This is a genomic window from Shewanella sp. 10N.261.52.F9 (assembly GCF_041471165.1).
Taxonomy (GTDB): Bacteria; Pseudomonadota; Gammaproteobacteria; order Enterobacterales; family Shewanellaceae; genus Shewanella; species Shewanella marinintestina.
The window spans coordinates 41,838-55,623 of record NZ_JBFRNX010000009.1 but is presented as its reverse complement, the minus strand read 5'-3'; the positions used below and the strand labels follow the sequence as shown (position 1 = coordinate 55,623).

Annotated in this window: 12 protein-coding genes; 9 read left to right on the top strand and 3 right to left on the bottom strand. The window is 41.6% G+C overall.

The genetic code is table 11. The features are described 5' to 3' along the window. Positions 1-108: 108 nt before the first annotated feature. A complete protein-coding gene (locus tag AB4298_RS07125; protein WP_249000255.1) occupies positions 109-759 on the top strand; it encodes a TetR/AcrR family transcriptional regulator in 651 nt (216 codons plus the stop codon). A gap of 13 nt (positions 760-772) precedes the next feature. Here the strand turns inward: AB4298_RS07125 and AB4298_RS07120 are convergent, their stop codons facing one another. Next, positions 773-1,567 carry a glycosyltransferase family 2 protein gene (locus AB4298_RS07120; protein WP_371986183.1) on the bottom strand — a complete coding sequence of 265 codons (795 nt, stop codon included), beginning with the start codon at positions 1,565-1,567 and terminating at the stop codon, positions 773-775. Between the two features lie 314 nt (positions 1,568-1,881). Between AB4298_RS07120 and kbl the strand changes: the two genes are divergently transcribed. The 4 genes from kbl to glpG all read left to right on the top strand — a co-directional run bounded on the left by kbl (position 1,882) and on the right by glpG (position 5,462). Next, on the top strand, positions 1,882-3,078 hold the full coding sequence (gene kbl, locus AB4298_RS07115) for a glycine C-acetyltransferase (RefSeq protein ID WP_249000253.1): 1,197 nt from the start codon (positions 1,882-1,884) through the stop codon (positions 3,076-3,078). An 83-nt stretch (positions 3,079-3,161) separates the two neighbouring features. Next, positions 3,162-4,187, top strand: coding sequence for an L-threonine 3-dehydrogenase, zinc-binding type (tdh, locus tag AB4298_RS07110; RefSeq protein WP_249000252.1), 1,026 nt, complete (start codon positions 3,162-3,164; stop codon positions 4,185-4,187). A gap of 107 nt (positions 4,188-4,294) precedes the next feature. After that, complete coding sequence (gene glpE / locus AB4298_RS07105) at positions 4,295-4,603, top strand: thiosulfate sulfurtransferase GlpE (protein WP_249000251.1); 309 nt, start codon at positions 4,295-4,297, stop codon at positions 4,601-4,603. Between the two features lie 19 nt (positions 4,604-4,622). Then, positions 4,623-5,462: a rhomboid family intramembrane serine protease GlpG gene (glpG, locus tag AB4298_RS07100; protein WP_249000250.1), complete on the top strand. Its 840-nt coding sequence runs from the start codon at positions 4,623-4,625 to the stop codon at positions 5,460-5,462. A gap of 90 nt (positions 5,463-5,552) precedes the next feature. Here the strand turns inward: glpG and elbB are convergent, their stop codons facing one another. Next, positions 5,553-6,206 (bottom strand): isoprenoid biosynthesis glyoxalase ElbB, encoded by a 654-nt coding sequence (gene elbB, locus AB4298_RS07095; RefSeq protein ID WP_249000249.1) that lies wholly within the window; start codon positions 6,204-6,206, stop codon positions 5,553-5,555. 387 nt (positions 6,207-6,593) lie between these two features. On the opposite strand from elbB, the gene polA reads away from it, so the two are divergent. Further along, positions 6,594-9,350, top strand: a complete 2,757-nt coding sequence (gene polA / locus AB4298_RS07090) for a DNA polymerase I (RefSeq protein ID WP_249000248.1) — start codon at positions 6,594-6,596, stop codon at positions 9,348-9,350. An 831-nt stretch (positions 9,351-10,181) separates the two neighbouring features. Here polA and yihA read toward each other — a convergent pair. Continuing rightward, positions 10,182-10,859 carry a ribosome biogenesis GTP-binding protein YihA/YsxC gene (gene yihA, locus AB4298_RS07085; RefSeq protein WP_249000247.1) on the bottom strand — a complete coding sequence of 226 codons (678 nt, stop codon included), beginning with the start codon at positions 10,857-10,859 and terminating at the stop codon, positions 10,182-10,184. 169 nt (positions 10,860-11,028) lie between these two features. On the opposite strand from yihA, the gene AB4298_RS07080 reads away from it, so the two are divergent. From AB4298_RS07080 to yihI, 3 genes are all read left to right on the top strand, one after another. Continuing rightward, entirely contained in the window at positions 11,029-11,649 is a 621-nt protein-coding gene (locus AB4298_RS07080; RefSeq protein WP_249000246.1) for a c-type cytochrome, read from the top strand. 811 nt (positions 11,650-12,460) lie between these two features. After that, on the top strand, positions 12,461-13,129 hold the full coding sequence (locus tag AB4298_RS07075; protein WP_249000245.1) for a methyltransferase domain-containing protein: 669 nt from the start codon (positions 12,461-12,463) through the stop codon (positions 13,127-13,129). A 52-nt stretch (positions 13,130-13,181) separates the two neighbouring features. Further along, positions 13,182-13,718, top strand: a complete 537-nt coding sequence (gene yihI / locus AB4298_RS07070) for a Der GTPase-activating protein YihI (protein WP_249000244.1) — start codon at positions 13,182-13,184, stop codon at positions 13,716-13,718. Positions 13,719-13,786: the final 68 nt, after the last annotated feature.

Below are 13,786 nucleotides of genomic sequence, written 5' to 3'. Positions count from 1 at the left end.
ATGCTAACATGATAGTCACACCTTCGCGTAATTACACCGAGCATTTACGCTAAGGCTCAGCACCTGAGACGTAATCATTATACTGGATATTAATCATTTAGGATGAATATGAAGACCCGTGACAAAATCGTACAAGCCAGTTTAGAGTTGTTTAATGAACATGGCGAAAGAGCTATCACAACCAATCATATTGCCGCCCACCTGAATATTAGCCCAGGTAACCTTTATTACCACTTCCGCAATAAAGAAGACATTATCCGCTCTATCTTTAGCTTGTATGAGCAGCATCTTGAGTCGGGGTTTCAGCCTTACGTTGATAAAGAGGTCGATGTTGATCTGTTAGTTGGTTATTTCGATGCCATGTTTTATACCCTATGGCAGTTCCGCTTTATGTATGCAAACTTAGCAGATATCTTAAGTCGCGATGAAACGCTGAAAAACCGCTATCTCAAAGCACAACAAGATGTGTTAGCCCGCTCAACTGGCGTACTAGAAAAGCTCAATCAAGATGGCTTTTTGGCAGTTAATGAAACCGATGTTAAGCCGCTTGCTGATACAATTAAAATGTTAGTCAGCTTCTGGATCAGTTACAAGCTCACCCAAACTCAGTCGAATATCGGCTCGATTACCAAAGAGTCGCTATATGAAGGGCTATTACGAGTAATCATGCTATTTAAATCCTATGCAACACCGGATTCTCAGGCAACATTTTCACGCCTAGAAAGCTACTATATAGCATTGGCGAAAGAAGCGGCTTAGCAAAAGCTGCCATTTATTTTGAAGAGGAGGCATTATTAATGCCTCTTTCACAAAATGACTCTTTTTTTTGCATAGTCTGATTATAAATGGCCACGCACTCCTTAAGGAAACCTTTAGTATTTACGTTGTGGTAAATATGATAGCAAGCAGCTGTAAATCTGAGTTTTTTACAGATTAAACCACTAAAAAACATCCGCTGTAAGAACTCTAAATCTTCCGGTCCCCAGCCTTCAAAATCATTATTATAGCCATTAACCTTAATCGCATCATTACGCCAAAAAGCACAATGCCCTCCCATGCCTCTATTCAGAGAATACTTATAAGTCTGCTTAAACTTGATAGGCAAGAAAGGTAATCTTAACGCTTGATCTCTATGCTCAATCCCAGATGTTAAGGAGTGAGGCATTTGCTCGTTACCGAGCAAGCGCTTGCTAGTTTTTTCCGTTAAATAAGCACGACGACCTTGAACGAAAACACCTTTTTCTGCAGCGAGCATATGATCATGGATAAAATGTCGCTCAAGAATCGTATCGCCATCAATAAAGACAATATAATCTCCGGAACTCATATTTATTCCTCGGTTACGACTTAACGCCAATCTATAACCTTTATCTTCTTGCCAACTATGTAACAATGAACAATCTAATTTTGATTGGTACTCCTCAACAAGCTTTCGAGTCACATCATCAGAGCCATCATCAGCAATTATCACCTCAAAAGGGGCTATCGATTGCAATGCAACACTATCCAAAACCTTTCTTAACGCTTCAGGCCAATTATAGGTTGTGATAATTAAGGACAATCTCATGAGCTATACTCCTAGTGATAATGTGCTATAAACGCGCGCAGATTGTAACAGTTCTCAGCGAAAACTTGAGAGAGACTTTAAACTTTGTACCTTTCAAGCAATTGCAATTGGGCCCGCAATTAGAGCTCCAAAACCTTCAATAAGTTCACCTTTTATAAGATAATGCCTTAGTTTAACTAATCTAAACTTTGATCATTCCCTAATCTAATTAATCTCTTAATGTGACTAAAAAAAAAGGCTGTAGAGCCGCGTCAATTAAGGTTAAAATGCCGCCACTCCAAATATCAAAATAATGCTAATTAAGGAGAATAAAGGTGCCTAAGACCTCATTCTACGACCAAATAAATCAACAGCTTGCCGACGTTAAAGCCGAAGGCTTATATAAAAGCGAACGTGTCATTGTTTCTCCTCAACAAACTGCAATTGAAGTTAATGGCGACCAAGTTATCAACTTTTGCGCTAACAACTATCTCGGTTTAGCTAACCACCCAGAATTAATTAAAGCAGCCCAAGGTGGCCTAGATGCCCACGGTTTCGGCATGGCATCAGTACGCTTTATCTGTGGTACTCAAGATATTCATAAAACCTTAGAGGCTAGCCTTAGTGAATTCTTAGGCATGGAAGACACCATTCTTTATTCTTCGTGCTTCGATGCTAACGCAGGTCTTTTTGAAACTCTATTAAGCGCAGAAGATGCCATCATCTCTGACGCGCTAAATCACGCTTCTATCATCGACGGTGTACGTTTATGTAAAGCCAAACGTTTCCGTTATGCTAATAACGATATGGCCGATCTTGAAGCGCAATTAAAAGCCGCTAAAGAAGCCGGCGCACGCAACATTATGATCGCTACCGACGGCGTATTCTCAATGGATGGCGTGATTGCTAACCTTAAAGGTGTGTGCGATCTTGCTGACCAATATGGTGCACTCGTTATGGTTGATGACTCACACGCTGTTGGTTTTGTGGGCCAAGAAGGTCGTGGTACTCATGAGTACTGCGAAGTGATGGACCGCGTAGACATTATCACGGGTACCCTAGGTAAAGCCCTTGGTGGTGCGTCAGGTGGTTTCACTTCTGGTAAGAAAGAAGTCATCGACTGGTTACGCCAACGCTCACGCCCTTACCTTTTCTCTAACTCACTAGCTCCGTCAATTGTGACAGCATCTATCCACGTGCTAGAAATGCTGAAATCAGGCCAAGCACTGCGCGAAGCCGTATGGGAAAACAGCCGTTATTTCCGTGAGCACATGTCAGCTGCGGGCTTCACTTTAGGTGGTGCCGACCATGCCATCATTCCTGTAATGATTGGTGACGCTAAACTCGCTGGTGACTTTGCCAACCGTCTTTTAGCTGAAAACATTTATGTAATTGGTTTCTCTTTCCCTGTAGTGCCAAAAGGCCAAGCACGTATTCGTACTCAGATGTCTGCTGCGCATACCAAAGAGCAAATTGATAAAGCCATTGAGGCCTTTACCCGTATCGCTAAAGAAATGGGCATTATCAGCTAAAATTACCTTCAAAAGGCTACGTTTGTAGCCTTTTTTAAATGATATTTAGCAAGCAGCCAACGCCGCTTGTAATAGGTTATAAGATGAAAGCACTAAGCAAATTAAAGCCTGAAGAAGGCATTTGGATGGTTGATGCGCCTAAGCCAGAAGTAGGCCATAACGATCTATTAATTAAAATCCGTAAAACGGCAATTTGTGGCACCGACGTTCATATCTACAACTGGGATGAATGGTCCCAAAACACCATTCCTGTACCTATGGTTGTTGGTCATGAATATGTGGGTGAAGTGGTTGATATGGGCCAAGAAGTCCGTGGTTTCACTATCGGAGACCGCGTTTCAGGCGAAGGACATATTACTTGTGGTCACTGCCGTAACTGCCGCGGAGGTCGCACTCATTTATGCCGTAACACCTCAGGTGTAGGTGTCAATCGCGAAGGTGCTTTTGCAGAGTATTTAGTCATTCCTGCTTTTAATGCCTTTAAGATCCCAGATGATATTTCTGATGATTTGGCCTCAATCTTCGACCCATTTGGTAATGCGGTTCATACTGCGCTGTCATTTGATCTTGTTGGTGAAGACGTACTCATTACTGGTGCTGGTCCTATCGGCATTATGGCAGCAGCGGTTTGCCGCCATGTAGGTGCACGCCATGTGGTGATCACCGATGTCAATGAATACCGCTTAGAACTAGCTGAGAAAATGGGCGCAACTCGTGCGGTAAACGTTGCCAAAGAAAAGCTAGAAGATGTGATGCAAGAACTAGGCATGACAGAAGGCTTCGATGTGGGCTTAGAAATGTCTGGCGTGCCAAGTGCGTTTCACTCAATGCTAGATACCATGAATCACGGTGGTAAGATTGCTATGCTGGGTATTCCTGGTGGTGAAATGGCTATCGACTGGAGCAAAGTGATCTTTAAAGGCCTTATCATTAAAGGTATTTATGGCCGTGAAATGTTTGAGACTTGGTACAAGATGGCAAGCCTTATCCAATCAGGTCTAGATATCTCACCGATTATCACTCACCATTACAATATTGATGAGTTCCAGCAAGGCTTTGATGCCATGCGTTCTGGTCAATCAGGTAAAGTGATCCTCAACTGGGATTAAATCATTAGTCAGCTTTTGATTTATTCTCCGATGAAGTGACTGTAATATCGACTAAAGACTATTACAGTCGCTTTTGTTTTTTCTAATCTAATCAATACAGGTTTTCTATGTCAGCTTTTCAACATCTTAGCGTTAATCAACTTATTCAGATGCAAGCTGAATCAGACGAATTACAAATCGTTGATATCAGAGATGCAGCTAGCTACGAAGCCGGTCATATTATTGGTTCCGTCAATTTAACCAATGACAATCTCGCTCACTTTATTGGCGATGCCGATATGGACCTGCCACTTATTGTAGTTTGCTACCATGGGATCAGTAGCCAAAGCGCAGCAACTTATCTTAATGAGCAAGGCTTTGATGACGTGTTTAGTTTAGATGGCGGTTATAGCGCTTGGCACCAAGCTAACTTATAAATACGCAAGAGGTAAAAGCATGATAGAGATTGGCAGGCTTCCCAATAGCCGAGCAGCACTCGCTCTCATCGACTACCTAAAAGGGCTAAGTATTAAATGTGAATTAGTGCCCGCCGAACAAGGCGTGATACTGATGATCCATGAGCAGAGCCATTTCGAACGTGCTCATCAAGAATACCTCTACTTTATCCAAAACCCTTATGATGAAAAGTACCTAGCCGCATCATGGGACAACGGTGACACTCAAACCAAACTAGATTATGGTAGTCCAAGTCTGCAGTTAGTCAGCCAATTTATAACTGGCGCAGGTCCACTCACCCTGATGGTATTTTTTACCTGCGTGATTATTTATGCTGGGATGAACCTAGGTTTTGCCAACTCAATTTTCGATAACCTATCATTTTTTACCGCCACTCCTTCAGCCACATTAAATGAATTTTGGCGTGTATTTACTCCTAGTTTGCTGCACTTTTCTGCCATGCATATCATTTTCAATTTGCTTTGGTGGTGGTATCTCGGGGGCAAAATAGAAAATAGAATTGGCTTTGCGCCACTGTTCATCCTACTGTTAGTTGGCGGCACGCTGCCGAACGTATTGCAATACTTTATGGCAGGGCCTCAATTTGGCGGTTTGTCTGGTGTTGTCTATGCTGTCGTCGGCTACACCTGGATAATGGGTGTTAAGCGACCAGAGTCAGGTATCGGTCTGCCACCTGCCTATATTGGTTTTATGCTGTTATGGTTAGTATTAGGTTTTACCGATATGTTTGGCCTATCGATCGCCAATGGTGCTCACCTTGGTGGTTTATTAGTTGGTGTTGTTCAAGGCTTTATAGACAGCAAGACCCGCAAAGTTTAGTGCTGTATTTAGCTCTTCAAAATGTAGCACAACCACTAATAAATTAAGCCCGCTATTTGCGGGCTTTTTAATATCAGCAACAATAGAAAACTATGCCATCTGCAGGACTTTCTCGATCAATTTACTGATACCGGAATGTGCTTCAACAATGTCGGCCGCCAACATATAGGCTGGAGTGCTAACCACTTTGTGTTCCTCATCAACCACAATTTCATGCACACCAACCGCTTTATGTTGACCACCTTGCAGATCAAAAGCCGCGGCAGTGCCAGCATCGCTACCAATAGTACCGCTGACTCCCTGGCCATATAATTGTGGGATCATAATCGGAGCAATACAGATAAAACCTACCGGCTTATGCTTAACCGCAAATTGCGAGATAAAATCTTTTACGCTTGGCTCGACTTGATGCTCTGCGCCAGAAACTGCAAAACTACACAAGTTTTTTGCCGCGCCAAATCCTCCCGGAATAACTAACGCATCAAATTCGCTAATATTAAGTTCATCTACAGCTTTTATTTCACCACGCGCAATTCTTGCTGACTCAACTAAAACATTACGTGTTTCAGTCTCTTCAGCTTCTCCAGTAAGATGATTTACCACATGTAATTGAGCAATATTTGGCGCAAAACATTGATAACTAGCTCCAGCTTTAACTATCTCTAATAAGGCTAAAACGGACTCATGTAACTCAGTGCCATCGTAGACGCCACTGCCGCTTAAAAGAACTGCTACTTTTTTCATTAAAAAGCCTCTTTATATATCATATTGTTTTAACAAACTTGTAATAAATTGCTTGATCAGATTATTTATCATGCTAAGTTAGGTCATCACTTTAGCAAGTGAATAATATTTAACCAAGGGATGGGTTTAAAATACGCATAAAAATAAAAAGTCCACATAATTAGTTCAAATAATCAAAATAAAAGCCACTTCACACATTAATTTTTTTTGATTAAATATCAACAACTTACGCTTACGCGCATTTATTCCTCTTTTTGCTCAAGATCGAGTTACTCAGTTTCACTCACAGACTTATCCACAGGCTGCGATGTATTTTTACGTGGCCGAAATTGCCCTAATATGGCATGCTAGCGCCATCATCGAATACCGATAAACAAATACTAAATTATGCCTAAAATTGCCGATAACCCTTTAATTCTTGTGGATGGTTCTTCATACCTTTACCGCGCTTACTATGCTCCACCTCATTTAACGAATTCTAAAGGCGAAGCAACCGGTGCCGTGTATGGCGTAATCAATATGCTGCGTAGCCTAATTAATCAATATCAGCCATCACAAATGGCAGTGGTGTTTGACGCTAAAGGTAAAACATTCCGTAACGACATGTACTCAGAGTACAAAGCACAACGCCCACCAATGCCGGATGACCTACGCACCCAAATTGAACCTTTACATCAAATTATTAAAGCGCTCGGTTTACCACTAGTTTGTATTCCAGGTGTTGAAGCCGATGACGTAATTGGCACTATTGCTACTCAAGCCAGCAAAGAAGGCCGCGCAGTATTAATCAGTACAGGCGATAAAGACATGGCGCAATTAGTGGATGACAATGTCACACTAATTAACACCATGACCAATACCATCATGGGTCCTGCAGAAGTGACTGAAAAATTTGGTGTAGGCCCAGAGCTAATCATCGACTTATTGGCACTTCAAGGCGATAAAGCCGATAACATTCCAGGTTTACCAGGTGTTGGCGAAAAGACCGCATTAGCCATGTTAACCGGAGTCGGTGGCGTAGATAAAATCTTAGCTGCACCAGAGAGAATGCCAGAACTTGGCTTCCGTGGCTCAAAAACCATGCCGGCTAAAATCATTGAGCATGCCGATATGCTTAAACTCAGTTATGAGTTAGCGACCATCAAACTAGACGTTGAGCTAGAACAAGATTGGCGTGCATTATCAATCGAGCCAGCGAATAAAGATGAGCTAATTAAGTGTTATGGCGAAATGGAGTTTAAACGCTGGTTAGCAGAAGTGCTCGATAACAAACCATCAAGCAAAGCCTCAGCAGACACTGACGATGATGCACCAGCAGCTAAGCTAGATATTGAAGTTGAATACGACACGATTCTAACTCTTGAGCAATTAGATACTTGGGTAGCTAAGCTAAATCAAGCTGAACTTATCGCAATAGATACCGAAACCACTAGCCTCAACTATATGGAAGCAGAGTTAGTCGGGATCTCGTTTGCGGTTGAAGCCGGTAAAGCCGCTTATCTGCCTTTAAGCCATGATTATGTTGACGCGCCAGAGCAATTAGATAAAGCGCTAATATTTGAGAAACTACAGCCATTACTTGAAGATGAATCGATTAAAAAGGTCGGTCAAAACTTAAAGTATGACATCAGTATTTTTGCTAATGCAGGCATAACGCTGCGCGGCGTGCAATTCGACACCATGCTTGAGTCTTATGTGTTTAACTCTGTCGCTTCTAAGCACAACATGGACGATTTAGCGCTTAAATACCTTGGCCATAAAAATATTAGCTTTGAAGAGATTGCTGGCAAAGGCGCTAAACAGCTTACGTTTAATCAAATTCCATTAGAAACTGCAGCACCTTACGCTGCAGAAGATGCAGATATCACGCTACGCTTACACCAACATTTGTGGTCACGCCTAGAAAAGCATACAGAGCTTGCAAGCGTATTTACTGATATAGAGTTACCACTGGTTAATATTCTGTCTGATATTGAGCGACAAGGCGTATTGATTGATAGCATGCTACTTGGCCAACAAAGCGAAGAGTTAGCGCGTAAGATTGATGACCTAGAACATAAAGCTCATGAGATCGCGGGACAGCCATTTAACTTAAGCTCGCCAAAGCAGTTACAAGAACTGTTCTTTGAAAAACTTGGCTACCCAGTAATCAAGAAAACCCCTAAAGGCGCACCGTCAACAGCAGAAGAAGTGTTAGTTGAATTAGCGCTAGATTATCCGCTGCCTAAGATCATTCTTGAGCACCGCAGTCTAGCTAAGCTTAAGAGCACCTACACAGATAAGCTGCCGTTAATGGTTAACGCTAAAACAGGTCGTGTGCACACTAGCTACCACCAAGCTAACGCGGCAACGGGTCGCTTATCATCAAGCGAGCCTAACCTGCAGAATATCCCAATTCGTACCGAAGAAGGCCGCCGTATTCGTCATGCGTTTATTGCCCCACAAGGTAAAAAAATCCTCGCTGCCGATTACTCACAAATCGAATTAAGAATTATGGCGCACTTGTCGCAAGACAAAGGCCTACTAACTGCGTTTGCTGAAGGTAAAGACATTCACAAAGCTACCGCAGCAGAAGTGTTTGATGTTGATTTCAGTGAAGTCACTACCGATCAGCGTCGTCGCGCTAAAGCGGTTAACTTTGGCCTAATCTACGGTATGTCGGCATTTGGCCTAGCCAAACAACTCGACATTCCAAGAGCCGAAGCACAGAGCTATATCGACACTTACTTTAAACGCTATCCAGGTGTACTTAAGTACATGGAAGAAACGCGCGCTATTGCTGCCGATCTTGGCTATGTTTCTACGCTATTTGGTCGTCGTCTGTATCTACCTGCGATTAAAGATAGAAATGCGATGCGCAGACAAGCAGCTGAGCGTGCGGCAATTAATGCGCCGATGCAGGGCACCGCTGCCGATATTATTAAAAAGGCGATGATCAATATTGCTCAATGGATTGAAACGGAAACAGCCGGTGAAATCACCATGATCATGCAAGTACACGATGAATTGGTATTTGAAGTCGATGCAACTAAGGTTGATACACTACAAGCTAAAGTGTGTGAGCTGATGGCCGCAGCTGCTAACTTAGATGTTGAGCTACTTGCTGAAGCTGGAGTGGGTGATAACTGGGAACAAGCTCACTAGTTACCGATAACGTCAATAAGTTAGCTGACAGCATTGGCTCGTCAGCTAACTCATTTTGAGGTACTTCCCCCAATAAACTTTGCAAGCTAACAATAAATCGATGCTACTAACGCTATTTTCTATAAACCACACGTAAATACTCTACACAGCTCGTAAAAATTGATGTTTTAGACACTTCTGCAGTAAATCTTTCTCGTTACTTATCTATCTAGACAGTTTTCTATATGAAACAAGCGTTCAATTTCAAATTGATCCACTACAACATAAAACAATCAAACTAGGCATAAATTGTTGATATATAGCTATATAACTGAAATTTTGAGATCAAAGTGTGTATTTTTATTGAACAAACATTGGGATATCCATCACATTATTGTCTGTTTTTTACAAAAACAGTTTTTCATATAGCGGTTAATGGAGTAGTATTCTCTGCGTAGGGTACAGAGGTTAAGATGTTCTATCTTTCAGACCTTTTTTTTACGTTTGCTACTCTGTAGTAAATGGCCAAATTATGGCGCCCCAGTGAATCTAATTCGCTGGGGCTTTTTTTCGTCTGCAAGAAAATTTAGAGTAAATACTTTAAATCGAACAAAATTCGAGTTATGCTGTGTTCATTAAGCGATATCAACATAGTTTGATTGAACTTGAGTCTTGTTGAATTTAGCTTCTCCCCAAAAGAGCTAATTTATGCCGATGGTTTATGCCGTCGGTTTTTTTTTGGCGAAAATTCAGTGTTATTACGCTAAAGGCCAGAAAAAAATCCATAAAAAAACGCCCCCATTTGGGAGCGTCATTTAACAAGCCGTGGCGGATCTATATACCAATAACTCGTTATTTGTTGTCAGATTCGGCTTGAGCCGCAATTGCATCCGCTTCTAGCTGCTGCATTAACCATTCAGGTTTACACCAACTATCAAGAATGCCTAACACTTTGCCTTTACCAATCCCTTTTAATGAAGAGAAAGGCTCAACTTTTACGCCATCTTCAAAATGGCTTAATTTTTTGCGCACTTCGTTAACCATCTTCATTCTAGCGCTTTGACCTAACTTATCAGCCTTGGTCAACAATGCTAAAACAGGAATATGGCTCTGAACTGCCCATTCAATCATTTGCATATCAAGATCTTTAAGTGGATGACGAATATCCATTAAGACCACAACACCGCTTAAGCAATCACGCTTTAGCAGATATTCACCCAGCGCTTCTTGCCACTTTAGCTTTAGTGCTAAAGGAACTTGAGCAAAGCCATAACCTGGTAAGTCAACCAAGCGGCGGTGCTTATCTAGTTTAAAAACGTTAATTAACTGCGTACGTCCAGGTGTTTTACTAGTACGGGCAATTTTTTGCTCTGTCAGTAAATTCAGTGCACTTGACTTACCCGCGTTAGAACGACCCGCAAATGCAATCTCCACCCCAACATCACCAGGGAGGTATTCATTCAAGTGCGCGATGTCTGGCGCACTAATTAAAAACTCTGCTTTACGGAAATCGATACGAGATTCACTCACAATTAACTCCAAAATTTTATCAACTTACTTAGCTAAATATCGAAGAGTTGCTTACATTTTCACAATTTCGTGTAAAATATTACCCCGATCACATAAAATACATTTTATCACGCTTGCGGGTCTTCCTAGTAAGCTCATGACAAATATTTTAATAAGAAGTTGGAACGCCATGAAAAAGTTAGCTCTTGCGCTGTCTGTTTTAGCCACAATATCTGCACCTGCTATGGCAGAAGGAAATGCTGAAGCCGGAAAAACTAAAGCCATCGTTTGCTCTGCTTGTCACGGTGTTGACGGCAACAGCATGATAGACATGTACCCAAAACTTGCAGGTCAACATAGTACATACCTAGAAAAGCAATTACATGATTTCCGCAGTGCAGCACAGACTGGCGGTAAACAGGGTCGTATGGATCCAATCATGGGTGGCATGTCTGTAGCGCTTAGCGATCAAGACATTGCAGACCTAGCTGCATTTTATGCTAGCCAAGAACATAAAGATATCGATGTTAAAGATGTGCCAGAGCTTGGGGCACAACTTTACCGAAATGGTGATGCTACCCGTGGCATTACAGCTTGTATCGCATGTCATGGACCGCAAGGTAACGGTGCGGAGCTTGCTGGCTTCCCTGCAATTAACGGTCAACATGCAAATTATATCAAGATCCAGCTAAATAAGTTCCACGATACAAATCGTAACAACGACTTAAATGGCATGATGCAAGACGTTGCTAAAAAGCTAAACAACGATGATATCGACGCATTATCTAAATATATATCAAGCCTTAAGTAAATATTAGCCTTAACTAAATAGGACGGGAAACCGTCCTTTTTAATAGCATGCCGTTTACGTTTACGTAAACTTCACGCAAAAACCTACTTGACAGAGATCACAGTTCTAGGTTTAAATAGCTCCCGTACCGAGATGAACCCAACTGTTAGTACAAAAAATATTAATAACAACTTACAGATTTTGGTATGTATACATTTAAGATATAAGAATAAATTAACTAAATAATAATAATATTATTGAGACCACTCACTAAAAATAATAAGAGTAGAGATTTCAAATTGAAGTCCAGGTCGTAAGAATTTTAGTAAGGATTTGGTTAGGAAGGCCAAAACGCTATTTAGCATTAAACCTTACATTCAGAGAAACGCGCTCCAATAGGAAGGTGTTTGTAGGATACAAACACAGCAAAGGAAGCTACTAGCTTAGGATGCACTTGCGGGAAGCTTGTTATCACTGGACGATACTTAAAAAAATATACATGGATGGTTACTTAGGCGTCATTGGATGGACGAATAAAAATTGTGATGTGTCTTTAAAGACCATCTACGGAAACTGTTGTCAGGATGGCGACAGGTCTAAAAATAAAGTGTCGGGAAGACCATAAACGATAAGACATGCATGGAAAGCAGACAAAAAATAAGATGGATATTGACCGGGATAGTCACATAGCAAGTATGGATACTTGAAATCAGAATTGGTGCGGATTAGCACTTTTATAGAGGCGACAGATTAATCTGTCGCCTTTTTTTATTTCTCAGTTTTCTATCTTGATTTATACTCAAATTAATTAAGTCATTGGTTTAGCTAATATATGCGTAGATGCCCTCTTTGTCATAGTGATCGTACCGCACGGTTTTTCGCCGACAAAAAGCGCTGCCTATACCATTGCCTGCAATGCCAATTAGTCTTTGCCGACGCCAACTCACACCTGCCTCCCTCTGCTGAGTTGCAAAAATATCGGCTCGCCAATAATAAGCAAAAAGCCCTTGCACGCTTTGTCCTAGACTTGGTCGAACAATGTGAAGATGGCCATACGCCTTTATTGGGGCTCAACTTTGGCCGCACTCTCGATGATAAAACCTTAAGAAAGCTCAATAAAAAAGGTCATCAACTCAATCAATATAACCCTAGCCTTGCTCCTTGGAACCGTGCACTAAAACAAGAATACGATTTCATTTGTTGTTATCGAGTATTTGAACATTTTCGCTTCCCATTTAAAGAGTGGAACTTACTCACTCAGTTACTCAAGCCCGGAGGGTGGATGGCAATTTGCACACCGTTACTGAGTGATCTCAATGCTTTCGGTAAGTGGCACCATAAGAATAACCTGACCCATGTCAGCTTTTATCAACAAGCAACATTCGAGTTTCTAGCAAAGAAAGGCGCTTTTAAGCTATTATTTGCAGCAAACGGTCTCATTCTGGTGCAAAAACCATCAGGATCTGATATAACACGCGACCAAACTTCCGTTGTTGCATAAGCCAAGCAGCTTTTCAGCAATAGAGTCTTTTAAGTTATCGAGATAAGCGATCATGTCCCGTAGTAAGAAAATGCGTAAGAGCAACGATAATGCTCCAAAATTAGCCCCAAGAACCAAGAAGAAAGATCGTGTTCTTGCAGGCAAAAAACAAGTTGCTGGCAATAAAGCGGGAAGTCGTCATAACGCTTCGATGATTGAAAGCCAAGCTAACGGTGGTAAGGCTAAAAGTGCTGATCCACGCCACGGTAGTAAAAAGCCTGTGCAACTCAATATTCATGCTGAAGTGAAAGCTGAGCCAAAACCAAAAGGGCCTAAGCTAACTGATGAGCAGAAACTATTGAAGCTGGAAGAAGATCCAAGACTCAATAGCCTGTTAGACATGCTTGAAGAAGGTAAAAACCTTAACGCTGAAGACCAAAAGTGGCTGAACAAGCAACTCACTCAAATTGAGACGCTGATGGACAAGCTAGGCATCACTGATGAAGAAGATGATGCACCGCAAAGCAAGAAGTCAGTTAACGATGATGACCTATTCGACAAGTTCGAGTCTGGTGCAGATCTGCTAAAAGACTACTTCGACAAAGACTAAATTCTTCTATATAAAACCGATGGCATCTTTATTGATGCCATTTTTTTATCCATAATCGTCACCTGTAT